At 61.8% G+C, this 16,134-nt stretch carries 17 protein-coding genes and 1 tRNA gene; 7 read left to right on the forward strand and 11 right to left on the reverse strand.

Going from position 1 to position 16,134, the window contains the following annotated elements; genetic code table 11:
• Positions 1-129 precede the first annotated feature (129 nt).
• The gene (locus GJ700_RS25280; RefSeq protein ID WP_154379202.1) at positions 130-1,701 is read left to right on the forward strand and encodes an acyl CoA:acetate/3-ketoacid CoA transferase; all 1,572 of its coding nucleotides are present in this window, start codon (positions 130-132) and stop codon (positions 1,699-1,701) included.
• Here the strand turns inward: GJ700_RS25280 and GJ700_RS25285 are convergent, their stop codons facing one another.
• Positions 1,702-2,670 carry a PDR/VanB family oxidoreductase gene (locus GJ700_RS25285; RefSeq protein WP_154379204.1) on the reverse strand — a complete coding sequence of 323 codons (969 nt, stop codon included), beginning with the start codon at positions 2,668-2,670 and terminating at the stop codon, positions 1,702-1,704.
• The gene (locus GJ700_RS25290; RefSeq protein ID WP_154379206.1) at positions 2,667-3,728 is read right to left on the reverse strand and encodes an aromatic ring-hydroxylating dioxygenase subunit alpha; all 1,062 of its coding nucleotides are present in this window, start codon (positions 3,726-3,728) and stop codon (positions 2,667-2,669) included. The genes GJ700_RS25285 and GJ700_RS25290 overlap by 4 nt, the downstream gene beginning before the upstream one ends.
• 97 nt (positions 3,729-3,825) lie before the next feature.
• Here GJ700_RS25290 and GJ700_RS25295 point away from each other — a divergent pair, with 97 nt between their 5' ends.
• The 3 genes from GJ700_RS25295 to GJ700_RS25305 all read left to right on the forward strand — a co-directional run bounded on the left by GJ700_RS25295 (position 3,826) and on the right by GJ700_RS25305 (position 5,703).
• On the forward strand, positions 3,826-4,305 hold the full coding sequence (locus tag GJ700_RS25295) for a MarR family winged helix-turn-helix transcriptional regulator (protein ID WP_154379208.1): 480 nt from the start codon (positions 3,826-3,828) through the stop codon (positions 4,303-4,305).
• A 73-nt stretch (positions 4,306-4,378) separates the two neighbouring features.
• The gene (locus tag GJ700_RS25300; protein ID WP_154379210.1) at positions 4,379-4,861 is read left to right on the forward strand and encodes a MarR family winged helix-turn-helix transcriptional regulator; all 483 of its coding nucleotides are present in this window, start codon (positions 4,379-4,381) and stop codon (positions 4,859-4,861) included.
• Complete coding sequence (locus GJ700_RS25305; RefSeq protein ID WP_154379212.1) at positions 4,858-5,703, forward strand: CPBP family intramembrane glutamic endopeptidase; 846 nt, start codon at positions 4,858-4,860, stop codon at positions 5,701-5,703. The genes GJ700_RS25300 and GJ700_RS25305 overlap by 4 nt, the downstream gene beginning before the upstream one ends.
• A gap of 55 nt (positions 5,704-5,758) precedes the next feature.
• Here the strand turns inward: GJ700_RS25305 and ychF are convergent, their stop codons facing one another.
• Complete coding sequence (gene ychF / locus GJ700_RS25310) at positions 5,759-6,850, reverse strand: redox-regulated ATPase YchF (protein ID WP_154379214.1); 1,092 nt, start codon at positions 6,848-6,850, stop codon at positions 5,759-5,761.
• A 105-nt stretch (positions 6,851-6,955) separates the two neighbouring features.
• On the opposite strand from ychF, the gene GJ700_RS25315 reads away from it, so the two are divergent.
• Positions 6,956-7,402, forward strand: a complete 447-nt coding sequence (locus GJ700_RS25315; protein WP_154379216.1) for an acyl-CoA thioesterase — start codon at positions 6,956-6,958, stop codon at positions 7,400-7,402.
• On the opposite strand, the gene GJ700_RS25320 is transcribed toward GJ700_RS25315, so the two are convergent.
• Positions 7,399-7,974, reverse strand: a complete 576-nt coding sequence (locus GJ700_RS25320; protein ID WP_154379218.1) for a hypothetical protein — start codon at positions 7,972-7,974, stop codon at positions 7,399-7,401. The two genes, GJ700_RS25315 and GJ700_RS25320, sit on opposite strands and share 4 nt — an antisense overlap.
• Positions 7,975-7,994: 20 nt before the next feature.
• Between GJ700_RS25320 and GJ700_RS25325 the strand changes: the two genes are divergently transcribed.
• Both GJ700_RS25325 and GJ700_RS25330 read left to right on the forward strand, forming a co-directional pair.
• Positions 7,995-8,612, forward strand: a complete 618-nt coding sequence (locus GJ700_RS25325) for a flavin reductase family protein (protein WP_154379220.1) — start codon at positions 7,995-7,997, stop codon at positions 8,610-8,612.
• A gap of 152 nt (positions 8,613-8,764) precedes the next feature.
• On the forward strand, positions 8,765-10,036 hold the full coding sequence (locus GJ700_RS25330; protein WP_154379222.1) for a cyclic di-GMP phosphodiesterase: 1,272 nt from the start codon (positions 8,765-8,767) through the stop codon (positions 10,034-10,036).
• Here GJ700_RS25330 and pth read toward each other — a convergent pair whose 3' ends face one another.
• The 7 genes from pth to GJ700_RS25365 all read right to left on the reverse strand — a co-directional run bounded on the left by pth (position 10,037) and on the right by GJ700_RS25365 (position 16,133).
• Positions 10,037-10,621 carry an aminoacyl-tRNA hydrolase gene (pth, locus tag GJ700_RS25335; protein ID WP_154379224.1) on the reverse strand — a complete coding sequence of 195 codons (585 nt, stop codon included), beginning with the start codon at positions 10,619-10,621 and terminating at the stop codon, positions 10,037-10,039.
• A 97-nt stretch (positions 10,622-10,718) separates the two neighbouring features.
• Positions 10,719-11,336, reverse strand: coding sequence for a 50S ribosomal protein L25/general stress protein Ctc (locus GJ700_RS25340; protein ID WP_154379226.1), 618 nt, complete (start codon positions 11,334-11,336; stop codon positions 10,719-10,721).
• 175 nt (positions 11,337-11,511) lie between these two features.
• Positions 11,512-12,462 (reverse strand): ribose-phosphate pyrophosphokinase, encoded by a 951-nt coding sequence (locus GJ700_RS25345; protein ID WP_154379228.1) that lies wholly within the window; start codon positions 12,460-12,462, stop codon positions 11,512-11,514.
• A 148-nt stretch (positions 12,463-12,610) separates the two neighbouring features.
• A tRNA-Gln gene (locus GJ700_RS25350) sits at positions 12,611-12,687 on the reverse strand.
• A 93-nt stretch (positions 12,688-12,780) separates the two neighbouring features.
• Complete coding sequence (gene ispE / locus GJ700_RS25355; RefSeq protein ID WP_154379230.1) at positions 12,781-13,662, reverse strand: 4-(cytidine 5'-diphospho)-2-C-methyl-D-erythritol kinase; 882 nt, start codon at positions 13,660-13,662, stop codon at positions 12,781-12,783.
• Positions 13,663-13,697: 35 nt separating this feature from the next.
• The gene (locus tag GJ700_RS25360) at positions 13,698-14,297 is read right to left on the reverse strand and encodes an outer membrane lipoprotein LolB (protein ID WP_154379232.1); all 600 of its coding nucleotides are present in this window, start codon (positions 14,295-14,297) and stop codon (positions 13,698-13,700) included.
• A 21-nt stretch (positions 14,298-14,318) separates the two neighbouring features.
• Positions 14,319-16,133, reverse strand: a complete 1,815-nt coding sequence (locus GJ700_RS25365; protein ID WP_154379234.1) for a tetratricopeptide repeat protein — start codon at positions 16,131-16,133, stop codon at positions 14,319-14,321.
• Position 16,134 lies beyond the last annotated feature (1 nt).

Raw genomic sequence — 16,134 nt, forward strand, 5'->3', positions numbered from 1 at the left:
GTCTCCTTTGGATCGCCGTAATTTAGTTTTAAAATATAACTATTATTCAGTATAATCAAATCGAGTGAAAACGCAAGCGCGGCGGCAACCGCCGGTGCGCGGACTTCAACCAACCAGAGGAGGAGCGAGATGAAAATCATTAAAGCCGACGATGTGGGCAGCCTGGTGGCGGATGGCGCCACCGTGTTTTTGGGCGGGCTGGCCATGACCAGCCTGGCCGAGGAAGTATTGAAAGGACTGGAGCGCAGCTTCCTGGCCAGCGGCCACCCGCGCGGCCTCACCACGTGGGCCTGTGGCGCCATCGGCAACAGCGGCGACGGCGGCATGGTGCATTTCGCCCATCCGGGCATGGTGCGGCGCGTGGTGGCGGGCCACTTCGGCCAGACCGGCAAGGAAATGATGAAAATGGTGTTCGACGGCGAGATCGAAGCCTATAACTTCCCGCAAGGCTCGCTGTCGCACATGCTGCGCCACATCGCGGCGCGCACCCCGGGCCTGCTGACCAAGGTCGGGCTGGGGACGTTCGTCGATCCGCGTTTGGAGGGTGGCAAACTCAATGTGCGCTGCAGCGAAGACCTGGTGCGGCTGGTGGAATTCGGCGGCGAGGAATGGCTGCACTATCCGGGCCCGAAAATCGACGTGGCCATCATCCGCGGCACGCTGGCCGATGAAAACGGCAACATCACGCTGGACAAGGAAGGCATGCTGCTGGAACAGTTGTCCATCGCGCAGGCCGCGCGCGCCTGCGGCGGCATCGTCATCGCGCAGGTCGAGCGGGTGGTGCAGGCCGGCAGCCTGCATCCGAAGTCGGTGAAAATTCCCGGCCTGCTGGTCGATTACGTGGTGCTGGGACGCCCGGAAAACCACATGCAGTCGATCGCCACCCAGTTCGACCCGGCCCTGTGCGGCGACGTGCGCGTGCCGCTCGGCTCACTGGCGCCGATGGCGCTCGACGAGCGCAAGGTGATCGCGCGGCGCGCCGCGCTGGAACTCACGCCGGGCGCGGTCAGCAACCTGGGGATCGGCATCCCGGCCGGCATTCCATCGATCGCGGCCGAGGAAGGTGTGGCGGACATGCTGCAACTGAGCATAGAAAGCGGCATCAATGGCGGCGTGCCGGCGCAATTCGGCGATTTCGGCCTGGCCTACAATCCGGAATCCATCATCGAGCAATCGTCGCAATTCGACTTTTATGACGGCGGCGGACTCGATGCCAGCTTCCTCGGACTGGCCCAGGCGGACAGCCGCGGCAACGTCAACGTCAGCAAGTTCAATGGCCGCCCGGTTGGCTGCGGCGGTTTCATCAACATTACGCGCGCCACGCCCACGCTGGTCTTTTGCGGCACCTTTACCGCCGGCGGATTGCAGGTCGAAGTCGGCAATGGCCGCCTGAAGATCGTCACCGAAGGCAAGTCGCGCAAGTTCATCGAGCAGGTGGAACAAGTCACGTTCAACGGGCACGATGCCGCGCAGCGCCGCCAGGACGTACTGTTCGTCACCGAGCGCGCCGTGCTGCGCCTGACCACCGACGGACTGGAACTGACGGAAATCGCGCCCGGCATCGACCTGGAACGCGACGTGCTGGCCCACATGGGGTTCCGCCCCATCATGCGCGACGTGAAGCTGATGGATGCGGCCCTGTTCCATGAGCGCTGGGGCGGATTGCAGGCGGCGCTGCAAGAGCGCCGGCAAAATCACTGATTACAAGTCCAGCAGCAGATGCGCGCCACGGGCGCGCGAACAGCACGGCGTGAACTGGTCGTTGGCGGCTTGCTCTTCTTCCGTCAGATACAGGTCGCGATGCTCCGGCACGCCATCGAGCACGCGCGTCACGCACGTGCCGCACACGCCCTGCTCGCACGATGCGGGAACGAATACCCCCGCTTCGGTCAGCACCTGCAATACGGTGCGGCCAACCGGAACGTGATACGCCTTGCCGCTGGAAGCGAGGCGTACTTCGAATTCCCGTTCGCCGTCGACGCCGGCCGGTGCGGCGGCGGCGCCGAAGTATTCCAGGTGCACCTGTTCAGGCGGCCAGCCATGCGCGGCGGCCGTGCTCCGCACATAATCGATAAAGCCCGATGGGCCGCACAGGTAGATATGGGTGCGCCGGTCCGTCTTCGCCAGCAGCGCCGGCAAATCCAGCCGCTGCCCGGGCGCGCCACTGTCGTAATGGATGTGCACCTGCGCCGCATACGGCGCGGCGGCCAGGTGCGCGCGGAACGCCGTGCGCTCCGGCGAGCGGGTGCAGTAGTGCAGTTCGAAACCGGCGCCCTGGTCGGACAGCGCTTCGGCCATCGCCAGCATCGGCGTGATGCCGATCCCGCCCGCCAGCAGCAGGCTGCCGGGCGCCTGCACCAGCGGGAAATGGTTTTTCGGCGCGCTGATCTGCAACAGCGCGCCGGCCTGCACGTCGTCGTGCATGGCCAGCGAACCGCCGCGCGACGCGGGGTCGCGCAGCACGCCGATCAGGTAGCGCTGCCGCTCATGCGGCGGATTGCACAGCGAATACTGGCGCACCAGCCCGGGACGCACGTGGACGTCGATGTGCGCGCCGGCACTGAACGGCGGCAGCGGCTCGCCATCCGCGCTGACCAGCTCGAAGCTGCAGATACCTTCCGCTTCGGCCAGCTTGCGCGCCACCTGTACTTGCAGCAATGGCCCGTTCATGCCCGCCGCTCCTGTTCCTGCCCCTGTCCCTGCTCCTGCTCGCGCCGCAGCCACTGATCGAGGATGCGGCGCGACTGCACGCCGCCCGCATCGATATTGAGCATCAGCAGCTTGCGTTCGGGATGGCGCAGGATATTGGCTTGCTGCTGCTCCAGGATGTCGCGGTCTTCCGCGAAGATATTGCCCTGGCCGGAGCGGATGGTGGCGGTCAGCTCCTCGTCGTCCGGCTTGAAATTGCGCGCCATGCCCCAGAAGTACCAGTGCGATGTTTCCGTTTCCGGCGTGATGAAATCGACCACGATGCTCGACGCCTTGTAGCGCGGATCGGCATCGTAACCGCCCTTGCCCGCATGGGCCACGCCCACTTCGATCATCACGTGGCTGGGTGGTGTGAAGCGGCAGATTTGCCAGCGGTCCACCGGCACGTCGTCCGCCAGGCCATTGCCGCGCAAGGCCGCGCGCCAGAACGGCGGCGCCATGATGTTTTCCATGTAGCGGCTGGTGATCACCTGGTCGCCCTCGACCCGCGTCTGGACGGGCGCTTCATCGATTTCCTTCTGGCCGATGCTCGACGCATGCACATAGGTTTCGTGCGTCAAGTCCATCAGGTTATCGATCATCAGCCGGTACTCGCAATTGATGTGGTAAAGGCCGCCGCCGTAGGCCCATTCCGGATTGTCGGCCCATTCCAGGTGGTGGATCTGCGCGGGATCGGCCAGCGCCTGGTCGCCGGGCCAGACCCAGATGAAGCCGTAGCGCTCCACCACCGCGTAGCTGCGGATGCACGGGAAGCCGCGCACGCGCTGGCCCGGCATGCTGACGGGTTTGCCTTCGCAACCCATGGTCAGGCCATGGTAGCCACACACCAGCTGGCCGTCGCGCACGAAGCCCAGTGACAGCGGCGCGCCGCGGTGCGGGCAAAAATCCTCCACGGCCGCCACCTTGCCGCCCTCGCCACGGTAAAACACGATTTTTTCGCCGCAGATCTGGCGGCCCAGCGGTTTGGCCTCGATTTCATCCGGCGTACACGCCACATACCAGGTGTTCTTGGGGTACATTTCGTCTCCTTTTTTATCAATATTCAGTACACTGAATGTTGTAAAGTATAGGCTTCTTCGCCGCGAAGTAAACCACCCTGACGAAATTTTTTTGCCGATGCCGCACACCGAAAGCAAACTGGAAGACTTGTACGAACACCCCGGCCACCTGTTGCGCCGCGCGCAGCAGATTTCGGTGTCGATGTTTTACGACGAGATGGGCAGCGAACTGACGCCCGTGCAATACGCAATGCTGCGCAACCTGGCCGGCCATCCGGGCACCGACCAGGTATCGCTGTCGGCCGTGACGGGGATCGACACGTCGACCGGCGCCACGGTCTGCGCGCGGCTGGAGGAAAAAGGCTTATTAGAGCGCAAAGTCATCCCCCACAACCGCCGCCAGCGCGCACTGACCATCACGGCGGCCGGCGAACGCTTGCTGGAAGACCTGGTGCCCGGCGCCCAGCGCCTGCGTCGGCGCCTGCTGGCGCCGCTGAGCGGGCCGGAGCAATTGCAGTTCATGGAATTGCTGACCCGGCTGGTCAACGCCAACAATGAGCAAAGCCGCGCCCCGCTGAGCGCACCAGGCAGCGACTGAGCAGGACAGCCGCCGCCGGCGCCTCGCACAAAATTACTTTACCACTTATATAACTGTTGATATTATTTGTTACATGAAACAAGGACTCGGTACACAATTGCGCCATTTGATTGAATTGCTGGACGGCGCGGTCGAAGCGGCGTACGTGGAAGCGGACTTGCCGGAGTACCGGCCCCGCTTCACACCCGTCATGCGGGTGCTATCGACACGCCAGCAAGTCACGATCGGCGAAATCGCCGAAGTGGCCGGCATCACGCAACCGGCAGCCACGCAGACGGTGGCGCTGATGCACAAGAAGGGCCTGCTGCTGATCGAACCGGGGCCGCAGGATGGGCGCCAGCGCATCGTCAGCCTCAGTGAAAAAGGCAGCGCCTTGCTGCCGCGCGTACAGGCATGCTGGCGCGCCACCAGGATGGCGGCGGACAGCCTCGACGCGGAGTTGGACATGCCGCTGTCGCAATGCCTGGCGCAGGCCATCGAAGTGCTGGGCCAACGCCCGTTTGGCGAACGCATCCGTTCGGCGCGGGCTGACTCACAAAAAGGAGACTACGTATGAGTGAAGCAGCGGCATTTTCTGAAGTGAAATCCCCACTGTCCGCGCGCATCTGGACCCATCCCGCAGTCCGCATCGTGGCCGGTTCCATCCTGACGATTGCCCCCTTGCCGCTGACGATGATCCTGGCCAGCAAGCTGGTGGACAAACCGTATCGCGTGGTGTGGCCGCAATTGCTGGCGGCCCTGATCTGCTTCCTCGTGTACCGCTTCTTCATCCGCAGCACGGAAAAGCGTGAACTGACGGAATTCGGAACGCAAGGCGCCGGGCGCGAGTTTGCCTTCGGCCTGCTGCTGGGCGCGACACTGGTGGGATCCGTGTTTACCTTGCTGGGATTGCTGGGCGTCTACCACGTCGACGGTGTCAACGCACTGAGCCTGGCCCTGTTGCTGCCACTGGCGGAACTGGTGCTGGTCGGCCTGTCGGAAGAATTGCTGTTCCGTGGCATCGTATTCCGCATCACGGAGCAGTCGCTTGGCAGTGGCTGGGCCATCGTGATTTCCGCCATCCTGTTCGCGCTCGGCCATTTGCCGAACGCAGGCGTCACCGTGCCGGCCATCGCGGCGCTGGCCGCCTACAGCGTGATGCAGGCAGCCATCTACATGCGCACCCGCCGCCTATGGCTGTGCATCGCCAACCACATCGCATGGAACTATTGCGTAGGCCAGGTGTTTTCCACGGCGGTCTCCGGCCACGGTCCCGAGGCGGGCGTGCTGCGCGGGCAGTTGAGCGGGTCCGAGTTGCTGACGGGCGGCGCGTTTGGCGTCGAAGGGTCCGTGGTGACAGTGGTAGTCATCGGCATGGTGGCGGCCGGGTTGCTGCTCGGCGCGCGCCGGCCTTCGTAAAGTAAAAAAGCCTGGCTTCCAATTGGAAGCCAGGCTTTGACTGGTGCAGCGTGGATCAGACGTTGAACAGGAAGTTCAACACGTCGCCATCCTTGACCACATATTCCTTGCCCTCAGCGCGCATCTTGCCCGCTTCCTTGGCGCCCGCCTCACCCTTGTATTGGATGTAGTCGTCGTACGCGATGGTTTGCGCGCGGATGAAGCCGCGTTCGAAGTCGGTGTGGATCACGCCCGCTGCTTGCGGCGCGGTGTCGCCGACGTGGATGGTCCACGCGCGCACTTCTTTCACGCCGGCCGTGAAGTAGGTTTGCAGGCCCAGCAGTTTGTAGCCGGCGCGGATCAGGCGGTCCAGGCCTGGCTCTTCCATGCCCATGTCGGCCAGGAAGGCGGCTTTGTCGGCGTCATCCAGGTCGGCGATTTCCGCTTCGATGGCGGCGCAAATGGCCACGATCGGCGCGTTTTGCGATTTCGCGTATTCGGTCAGCTGGTCCAGCAGCGGGTTGTTGGTGAAGCCGGTGTCGGACACGTTGGCCACGTACATGGCTGGCTTGGCGGTGATCAGGCACAGCGGCTTGATCAGCAGCATCTGGTCGGCGTCCAGGCCCATGGCGCGCACCGGCTTGGCTTCGTTCAGTTGCGGGACGATTTTCTCCAGCAGCGCCACCAGCTTGGCGGCATCCTTGTCGCCGGAGCGGGCTTTCTTGTTTTCACGGTGGATGGCTTTTTCCACGGTGCCCAGGTCGGCCAGCGCCAGTTCAGTCTGGATCACTTCGATGTCGTCCAGCGGGCTGACCTTGCCGGCCACGTGGATCACGTTTTCATCTTCGAAGCAGCGCACCACGTTGACGATGGCGTCGGTTTCGCGGATGTGCGACAGGAACTGGTTGCCCAGGCCTTCGCCTTGCGACGCGCCCGCCACCAGGCCGGCGATGTCGACAAATTCCACGATGGCGTTGACCATGCGCTCCGGCTTCACGATCTCTGCCAGCGCCGCCATGCGCGGATCCGGCACTTCCACCACGCCGACGTTCGGCTCGATGGTACAGAACGGATAATTTTCCGCCGGGATGCCCGCCTTGGTCAGAGCATTGAAAAGGGTGGACTTGCCGACGTTAGGCAAGCCGACGATGCCGCATTGGAGACTCATGGGAGAAGACCTTGTTAAGATGGTATTGTTCTGCTGCGCCGCGTTGCATCGATGCAGGGCGCATAAGGGATCAATTGTACCTCATTAGCCGGAGCTTCCACGACGATGCGCAATGCCGACCGTTCGCAATTCCCCCACTTCCTCGCCATTCCCACGCGCTGGATGGACAATGACATTTATGGTCATGTCAACAACGTTGTCTACTATTCCTATTTCGATACGGCGGTCAATCAGTTCCTGATCGAACGGGGCGTGCTCGATATCCACCAGGGCGAAGTCGTTGGTTTCGTGGTGGATTCCGGCTGTTCCTATTTCAGCTCGATTTCGTTCCCGGACACCATCCATGCCGGCATCCGCGTGAGCAAACTGGGCAACTCCAGCGTGCGCTATGAAATCGCGCTGTTCCGCAACGATGACCCATTACCCTGCGCTGCGGGGCATTTCGTGCACGTGTACGTGGAGCGGGCGACCAACCAGTCGGCGCCGATTCCAGATGCCGTGCGTGCGGTCCTCGCGGCCATCGGCACGCCACGGCAAGCTACCACTCCCTAACGCCCGGGCAGCGAGGCCCGGTATTGCTCGAGGTCTGCAATCGCTTTCTGGTATTCGCGTGAACGCACCAGCCGGTCCCCATAACGGATCGGACGGCGCTTGTCCCTGGCGATGGAATAGTCCGTCAAGCTGCCCCGCATGCCGCAGAATTGCCGGCACGTCGCCGCGCCCTCCGGCGCCAGGCGGTCGGTCAATACCAGGCTGTCTTTGGTCTGGGTCACCGCCAGCGTGCACGGTGGTCCGCCATCGGCGGCTTTTTCCGGGTCGTGGAAGACAAAGCGGCCTTGCTCATAGCCCGCCATGCCGGAAATCGAACACCTGTGGCCGTTATAGAACTGCAGTTCCGCGCGCACATAAATGTGCGTGTCATCGTAGGGCACGATTTCAACGATATCCTCGGATTCATACGGCGTATCGGCCTCCATCGGGGCTTTGCCTGGCGTGATGATGCCGTTCATGAACCGGTGCTTGTAGACGCCGGCCATCTCTTTCATTGCCTTGGCCGGCGGCGCTTCGGCCGATGCCGTCCCCATGGTCAGCAACATCAAAGTCAGGAATAATTTCAAGTTCACCTCGTCTCTATCTCATTGCCATGGAATTCAACCCCGCCACCCTCGACGCCAACACAGTGTACCGCCTGATGGTTCACAGCATCCTGCCCCGTCCCATCGCGTGGATCAGCACCGTCAATGCGGACGGCGTCGCCAACCTGGCGCCCTACTCGTTCTTCACCGTGGCCAGTTGCAACCCGCCCGTGCTCAGCGTGACGCAGGTGAACCCGCGCGACCGTCTCGCAAAAGATACGCTGACCAACCTGAAGGCGACCGGCGCCTGCGTCGTCAACATCGTCAGCGCGGCACTGGCGGAACAAATGAACGCCACCTGCGCGGATTACCCGCCCGGCGTCTCGGAATTCACGGCGGTCGGCATCGCCCGCGCCCCCGGCGTGGCCGTGGCGGCCGATGGCGTGGCGGAGGCGCCCGTGCGCTTCGAGTGCCGGCTGCGGCAGATCATTGAAATCAGTCCGGAACCCTCCGGCGGCACGATGATGCTGCTCGATGTCGTGCATATCCACGTGGCCGACAGCGTGCTGGCCAATGGCGTCATCGATCCGCAATTGCTCGATGCCGTGGGCAAGATGGGCGGCAATGGCTATACCCATACGCGCGAGCGTTTCGACCTGGCCCGGCCCGTCTACCGTCCGGACTGATTGACGGGCGGCTGGTCGTTACCGGCTCGCAACATAAAAGTTAACATTCCGGCATCGATAAGGCGCAGCGGATGCCAGCGGCGTTGCGAACGTATACACTGAGTAACAATGAAGTTTCCAGGACAAACTCGTCCTGGCCGAAAGAGGCGCAGATGCTTGATGATGTCAATATCACGATGAACCAGTTGCGGGTCGGCTTGTATATCGAGCTGGACCTCAAATGGTTCGAGCATCCCTTCGCCTTCAGCCACTTCAAGATCAAGACTGAAGAGCAGATCAACACGCTGCGCAGCCTGGGGTTGCAAACCGTGCGCTACAACCCGGGCCTCAGCGACATTGCCCCGCCGCCGCTCGATCAGGCGGAAGCGGAAGCACCGGATGAACCCACGCCGGCGCCGGACGTGTCGCCCGCGCTGGCCGCCAAGCGCGCCATGATGGAGCGCCTGAAACAACACCGCGCGGAAGCGTCGCGCATCGAAGGCGCCTTTGCGAAAACCGCGCGCACCATCCGTGACATTGAAAAGAACCTGTTCACCAAGCCGGAAGAATCTGCCCGCCAGGCCAATGAATTGATCGGCCAGATCAGCGATTCCATCCTGTGCGCACCGGAACTGGCCATCCACGTGATGGGCGACACGCTGGGCAATGAAGAGCTGTACTTCCACTCGCTCAACGTCACGATGCTGTCCATCATGATCGCGCGTGAAGTGCAGTTGCCGGCGGAACTGGCGTCGGTGCTGGGACTGGGCGCGCTGTTCCACGATATCGGCCGCAAGAACATCCCGGACAAAATCCTCACCAAGGTCGAGCCCTATACGCAGTCGGAGCAGCACCTGTATGAATTGCACGCGCAATATGGCTACGACATGGCGCAAAAGCTGCAACTCCCGGCGGCAGTGGGCGCCATCGTGCGCGACCATCACGAACTATTCGACGGCAACGGCTATCCGCGCCGCTTGAAAGGGGAAGCCATCGGCGTGCTGGCGCGCATCGTCGCCATCGCCAATTACTACGACGAATTGTGCAATCCGGTCAGCGTCGCACAGGCGCTGACGCCGCATGAAGCGCTGTCGATGATGTTTGCCAAGCACCGCGCCCGCTTCGATCCGAAATTGCTGCAAGTGTTTATCCGCTGCCTCGGCGTCTACCCGCCCGGCACCATCGTGCAACTGTCGAACAATATGACGGGCATGGTCGCCACCGTGAATACGGCCAAGCCGATGCGGCCGATGCTGGTGATCTATGACGCCAGCGTGCCGCGCCATGAAGCCATCATGGTGGACATGGAGCAGGAACCGGACCTGCAAATCGTCAACGCGATCCGGCCCGGGCAAGTGCCGCCCGAAGTGTATGCCTACCTGAGTCCCCGCAAACGGGTCAGTTATTATTTCGACGGCAAGTCCGGCACGCCGGAGTCCCCGTAATTACGGGGTGTGCAACTCCATGGTCGCTTTCGGGAAATCCCCGGCGACAGCGGTCGGGATAATGCGCAGCGCTTTTTCAATGGCTTCGTCGATCAGCAATTGCTCGTCGCGGCGGGGACGGTGCAGCACGAAATCGGCCACCGGTTGCGCCAGGTTCAGCGTGCGCGGGTGGCCGATGCCGATGCGCAACCGCCAGTAATCCTGCGTGCCCAGTGCGGACGTGATGTCCTTTAAGCCATTGTGGCCGCCCGACGAGCCGCCCTTCTTCAGCTTGGCCGCGCCCGGCGGCAAATCCAGTTCGTCATGGACCACCAGCACTTCATCGGGGTTGATCTTGTAAAACCGGGCCAGCGCGCCGACCGACTGGCCGGAACGGTTCATGTAGGTTTGCGGCTCCAGCAGCCACAATTCCTTGTCTCCCATCGACGTCTTGGCCATCAGCGCATTGAAGCGGGTCTCGCGCTGCAAGCGCGCGCCCGGCAAGCTGTTGGCCAGGTTGTCGACCAGCCAGAAGCCGGCATTGTGGCGGGTTTGTTCGTATTCCGGGCCGGGGTTGCCGAGGCCGACGATCAGGCGGATGGACATGAGCTGTGCTGGTCTTGAAAAAACGTGAGGATACAAAAAAACCCCGGCAAGCGGGGTTTTTTCACTTGAAAACCACCCGAAAGTGGCGCTTCAATGATTACTTCTTGCCTTTTTTGGCTTCTGGCGCAGGAGCGGCAGCAGCTTCAGCGGAAACTTGGCCAGCTGGTACCGAAACGGTAGCGATGGTCAGGTTTTTGCCGTGGGTCACAGCGGTCACGCCTTCTGGCAGTTTGATGTCGCTTACGTGAACCGACTGGCCGACTTCCACGTTCGACAGGTCAACGGTGATGAATTCTGGCAGAGCCGATGGCAGGCACAGAACTTCGATTTCGTTGGCAACGTGCGAGATGGTGGCAGCGTGCAGTTTGACAGCTGGCGAAACATCAGCGTTCACGAAGTGCAGAGCAACTTTCAGGTGAATCTTGGTGTTTGCATCAACGCGCTGGAAGTCAGCGTGCAGAACCAGTTGTTTGTAAGCGTGCATCTGGAAGTCACGCAGCAGCACTGGCTGGGTCACGCCGTCGATTTCCATGTCCAGAACGGACGAGTGGAACGCTTCTTTTTTCAGCGCGTGGAACAGTGCGTTGTGGTCCAGGGCGATCGTCACTGGGGCTTCGGAGCCGCCGTAGATGATGCCAGGGGTTTGGCCGGAATTACGCAGGCGGCGGCTCGCACCCGTGCCCTGCAGTTCGCGTTTGAATGCAACTACTTTCATTTGAAACTCCAATTTTATGTATTGGTGCCTGATACCAGGGGTGTCAGGTACCACTGAATACAAGGCTTGCGCCTCGTGTGGAAAGCGCCCCGCGACCAGGACGCTTCGGAAAAACAGCGGCGCAACCGGAAAAACCGGTCGCGCCGCTGAGGGATCGATATTATATGCTACTTATTTAATCGATGAACAGTGAGATCACGGAATCGCCCTTGATAATACGTTTGAAGGTTTCGGCCAGCAGCGGAGCGCAAGTCAGCTGGCGGATCTTCGGGCAAGCCTTGCCGGCTTCGGACAGCGGAATCGTGTCGGTCACCACCAGTTCGTCCAGCGACGAATTCGTGATGCGCTCGATTGCCGGGCCGGACAGCACCGGGTGCGTGCAATAGGCGATGACTTTCTTGGCGCCGCGCTCTTTCAGCACGTCCGCTGCCTTGACCAGCGTACCGGCGGTGTCGACCATGTCGTCCATGATCACGCAGTTGCGGCCTTCGACTTCACCGATGATGTTCATCACTTCGGAAACGTTGGCTTTCGGACGGCGCTTGTCGATGATGGCCAGGTCGCAACCCAGGCGTTTTGCCAGGGCGCGGGCGCGGACCACGCCGCCGACGTCCGGCGAAACCACCAGCAAGTTGTCTTCCGCTTTCTTTTGCAGGTCGCCCAGCAGGATCGGGGAAGCGTAGATGTTGTCGACTGGAATATCGAAGAAACCCTGGATCTGGTCAGCGTGCAGATCCATGATCAGGACACGTTCAACGCCGGCGCTTTCCAGCATGTTGGCCACCACTTTCGCGGAGATCGCAACACGGGCCGAGCGCGGACGGCGGTCCTGGCGGGCATAACCAAAGTAAGGGATGGCGGCGGTGATGCGGCCTGCGGAAGCGCGCTTGAGCGCGTCGACCATCAGGATCAGTTCCATCAGGCTGTCGTTGGTTGGCGCGCAAGTCGATTGCAGCACGAACACGTCTTTACCACGGACGTTTTCGTTAATTTCAACCATCACTTCGCCGTCGGAGAATTTCGACACGACCGCTTTGCCAACTGGAATGCCGAGGTTCTTTGCGACCCCCTCCGCGAGCGCAGGGTTAGCGTTGCCGGTAAAAACCATCAGGTTTTCGTAAGCCATAGGGAGTCCCAGAGAAAATTGATTTTTAGCGTTGATTCGGATTGACTGCCGAGAAGACTGACCGCCCGGCTTTTTGCTGATGCCGTTCGGCATCGTGTATTTTACTCCGACTGGACGCTGCTGCATCGACAGATTCGGAGAGAATTGGTGGCAGGGGAACAAGGATTCGAACCTTGGTATGCCGGAATCAAAATCCGGTGCCTTAACCAGCTTGGCGATTCCCCTACGCTGAAACTTACTGCTTGTCGTTTCGACGGCCTGCATTATACAGCGTTTTTAACGAGAAGCAAAATCTTTTTTGCTGCGTTGATTTGTTAATCAAATCAACATTGCAGAGATCGGGTGCTTTTTCAGTGATTTTGCTTTCCAGGCAGTCCAGGCGCCGCGTGCTTTTTTCAGCACCACATCAGCCTGGCCTTCATCTGAGAAGGCGCAAAACACACAAGCTCCGGAACCCGTCATCCTTGCATCGCCAAATTGCGCCAGCCATTCGATGGCTTTTGCTACTTGCGGGTACAAGCGGGTTGCAACCTGCTGCAAATCATTTCTTCCAAACTGCTTCAGCTCACGTTGTTCGCTGTAGTAGTTGCAGAAGGCCGCCATATTAACGGCTGGTGTGTTCCTTGTCAAATGCTCGCTCGTAAAAATTTGCGCTGTCGGCACCGATACGCCCGGCTCGATCACCACGTACCAGCAGTCCGGCACGTCGACCGGCTGCAAGGCTTCGCCCACGCCTTCGGCAAATGCCGTCTCGCCAAAGATGAAAAACGGGATATCCGCGCCCAGCGGCAAACCCAGCGCCATCAGCTCTTCGCGCTTCAAGCCCACGTTCCACAGCTTGTTCAGCACCATCAGCACCGTCGCCGCATCGGACGAACCGCCGCCCAGTCCACCGCCCATCGGCAATACCTTGTCGACGGCGATATTGGCGCCACGGGGCAGCATGCCCGTGCGGCGCACCACTTCCGCCTGCAACAGCTTCGCCGCGCGGATCACCAGGTCCTGCTCTTCCGGCACACCCGGGATGTCGCTGGTGCGGCGTAATTGCGTATCGTTGCGCAAATGCACGTGCAGCACGTCGCCGCGGTCGATCAGCTGGAATGCCGTTTGCAGCAAGTGGTAACCGTCCGGGCGGCGGCCGGTCACGTGCAGGAATAAATTCAGTTTGGCCGGGGCCGGGCAATGCGTCAGGCTCGTCATACGGTATAAATCGTTATTATTAATTCGCTATCGGATCACTGCGCGGGCGGGTCGATCACGATGCGGATCGTCATCGCGTCGAGCTGGCCGGTCGCGCCCCGCTCCACGTCGATGCGCTTGGGTTTCGGCGCCCCCGGGACATCGTGCCATGAAACATAGCTGAGGCGCCAGCCATCGGCCGTCGTCACTGTCGTATCCTGGGGACTGGCGCGGAAATGTTTGCCGCCCGCAGCCGTTGCATGGCCCTGCAGCCATTCACGCAGACCGGAGACGGGCAAGGTCCAGCCCAGCGCCTGCGCGCTCAGCGCATCGATGCTGTCGGCCGTGCGCAGCGGCTTGTTGCCTTCCTTGAGCGTGGCTTGCTGCGGCGTCACGGCGATTTGCGCCACGGTCTGGCCCAGCGGGCTCTTGATCGTCACGTCGGTGCGCTGCGCGCTCTGCTGCCACTCGAAACCGCCGATCAGCGATTCCTGGTTGCCATCCCTGGTATAGGTGACGTTCAGCTTGCCGGTCAGTTCAATGGTGCCGGTATACGGCGCAACGGGGCCGGACGGCGGCGCACCCGCCGGGCGCTCCGGCGCGGAGGCGCAGCCAGCCAGCGCAACTGCCAGCAGCAGCGGTATCAGTTTATGCATAAGGTCTTGAAAGAGAGTGAATCACAGGCTCGTGTTCAACCGCGCCAGGGTACTCTTCAATACATCGTTGTGCGGATCCTTGGCGCGCGCTTCGCGCCACAATCCTTGCGCACCGGCCTTGTCGCCCTGCGCCCACAGCACTTCGCCCAGGTGCACGGCGATTTCCGGATCGCTGCGCAATGCATACGCGCGGCGCAACAGGGTTTCCGCTTCCTTCAATTTACCCAGGCGGAAGTTCACCCAGCCCAGGCTGTCCATGATGAACGGGTCGCCCGGCGCCATTTGCATGGCCTTGTCGATCAGGGCGAACGCTTCATCGAGGCGCTGGTTGCGCTCCGCCAGCGAATAGCCCAGCGCGTTGTAGGCATGGTGGTTGTCCGGCGACATTTCCATCACTTTGCGCAGGCTGGTCTCCATCAGTTCGACCTTGCCCATTTTTTCCGCCGCCAGCGCGAAGTCATACAGCAAGTCCGGGCTGTTCGGGAAGCGCAGCACGCCGTCTTCCAGCACCTTGTAGGCTTCCAGGCCCTGGCCGCCATCGCGCAGCAATTGCGCGTCGGTCTGGATGATTTGCGCCTGTTCGGCCGGGTCTTCCGTCTTGATTTGCGCCAGCAGCTTGCGGGCGCCTTCCAGGTCGCCCATGCGGGCCGTCAGGTGCGCGCGCTTCAGGCGCACGGTCAGCATCATGCGCGGCTCGCCATTGTCCACACGGTCCAGCCAGCCCTGCGCCGCGGCCAGGTCGCCCTTTTCTTCAGCGATTTGCGCCAGGATCAGCAGCGCCTTGGTGGGATCGCGGTCTTCGCCGCCATCTTTTTCCAGCACGTCGACAAAGCGCTTGAAATAGCCTTCGGCGGCAGCCACGTCGGTCGCCTGCATGGCCATGATGCCCAGCGCATACAGGGTGGCCGGATTATCCGGTTGCCCTTTCAACAAGGTCAGGAATTCATTGCGCGCCTTGTCATACTGTTTTTGCTCGACCAGCATGCGCGCATAGGCGGCGCGCACTTCGCGCGATTGCGGATATTTCGCGAGGAAATCCGTCACCAGTTTCGTCACCATCTCCGGATCGGGCGTCACTTGCGCCATGGTCAGCAGCGCCAGTTCGGAATCCGGTTTGATGTCCAGCGCCCGGCGCGCTTCGGTGGCGGCGCGCAGCGCTTCGTTATTGGCAAAGGCGCCCTGCGCCAGCACCAAGTGGGTTTCCAGCTGCCCCGCATACGGCGCCAGCACGCGCTCCATCAGCGCAAAAGCGGCGGCCTTGTCTTTCGCGCGCAGCAGGAATTGCTGCATCTGGAACATGGCCAGGCCCCGCGCGTTGGGCGGGCTTTTCTTCAAGCGCTGCGTGAACGCCTGTTCCGCCTCCGTCAAGTCGTCGCCCAGCACGGCAAAGCCGAGGAAGTATTGCGCCGCCTCGTCGGATTCGGGCGCCAGTTCGCGCCACAGGCGGATCGCCGCCATGGCTTCGCCGCCCTGCTTGGCCGTCAGCGCCATTTCCGCGGAACGCTGCGCCAGGCGCGGATCGCGGGTCTGCTGCGCCAGCACCATCATGGTCACGTAGGCGCTTTGCCATTGGCCCCGCTTGAAATCCAGCTCCGCCTTGGTCAGCTTGTAAAACAGGTCCGACGTCAAATCCACACTGGGCAGCGCTTCGTTGGCTTGCACAGCGGCGGCGGCCGCGACGGCCTGCGTGGCCGGCGTATCTTCCTGCGGGTTGGCGGTGACAGGTGCAGCGGGCTGGGCAACCGGCGCGGGCGCCTCGGCTGGGGCGTGCCAAGGCGCAACAGCGCAGCCGGACAGCGCTGCCGACAGGGTTACAATGGCGAAAGCGTTTTTCAAA

Source organism: Pseudoduganella rivuli (assembly GCF_009674485.1).
GTDB lineage: Bacteria > Pseudomonadota > Gammaproteobacteria > Burkholderiales > Burkholderiaceae_D > Rugamonas > Rugamonas rivuli_B.

Coding starts and splice junctions, on each gene's coding strand:
- GJ700_RS25280 (WP_154379202.1), top strand. CDS start 130: ATGAAAATCATTAAAGCCGACGATGTGGGCAGCCTGGTGGCGGATGGC.
- GJ700_RS25285 (WP_154379204.1), bottom strand. CDS start 2,670: ATGAACGGGCCATTGCTGCAAGTACAGGTGGCGCGCAAGCTGGCCGAA.
- GJ700_RS25290 (WP_154379206.1), bottom strand. CDS start 3,728: ATGTACCCCAAGAACACCTGGTATGTGGCGTGTACGCCGGATGAAATC.
- GJ700_RS25295 (WP_154379208.1), top strand. CDS start 3,826: ATGCCGCACACCGAAAGCAAACTGGAAGACTTGTACGAACACCCCGGC.
- GJ700_RS25300 (WP_154379210.1), top strand. CDS start 4,379: ATGAAACAAGGACTCGGTACACAATTGCGCCATTTGATTGAATTGCTG.
- GJ700_RS25305 (WP_154379212.1), top strand. CDS start 4,858: ATGAGTGAAGCAGCGGCATTTTCTGAAGTGAAATCCCCACTGTCCGCG.
- ychF (WP_154379214.1), bottom strand. CDS start 6,850: ATGAGTCTCCAATGCGGCATCGTCGGCTTGCCTAACGTCGGCAAGTCC.
- GJ700_RS25315 (WP_154379216.1), top strand. CDS start 6,956: ATGCGCAATGCCGACCGTTCGCAATTCCCCCACTTCCTCGCCATTCCC.
- GJ700_RS25325 (WP_154379220.1), top strand. CDS start 7,995: ATGGAATTCAACCCCGCCACCCTCGACGCCAACACAGTGTACCGCCTG.
- GJ700_RS25330 (WP_154379222.1), top strand. CDS start 8,765: ATGCTTGATGATGTCAATATCACGATGAACCAGTTGCGGGTCGGCTTG.
- pth (WP_154379224.1), bottom strand. CDS start 10,621: ATGTCCATCCGCCTGATCGTCGGCCTCGGCAACCCCGGCCCGGAATAC.
- GJ700_RS25340 (WP_154379226.1), bottom strand. CDS start 11,336: ATGAAAGTAGTTGCATTCAAACGCGAACTGCAGGGCACGGGTGCGAGC.
- GJ700_RS25345 (WP_154379228.1), bottom strand. CDS start 12,462: ATGGCTTACGAAAACCTGATGGTTTTTACCGGCAACGCTAACCCTGCG.
- ispE (WP_154379230.1), bottom strand. CDS start 13,662: ATGACGAGCCTGACGCATTGCCCGGCCCCGGCCAAACTGAATTTATTC.
- GJ700_RS25360 (WP_154379232.1), bottom strand. CDS start 14,297: ATGCATAAACTGATACCGCTGCTGCTGGCAGTTGCGCTGGCTGGCTGC.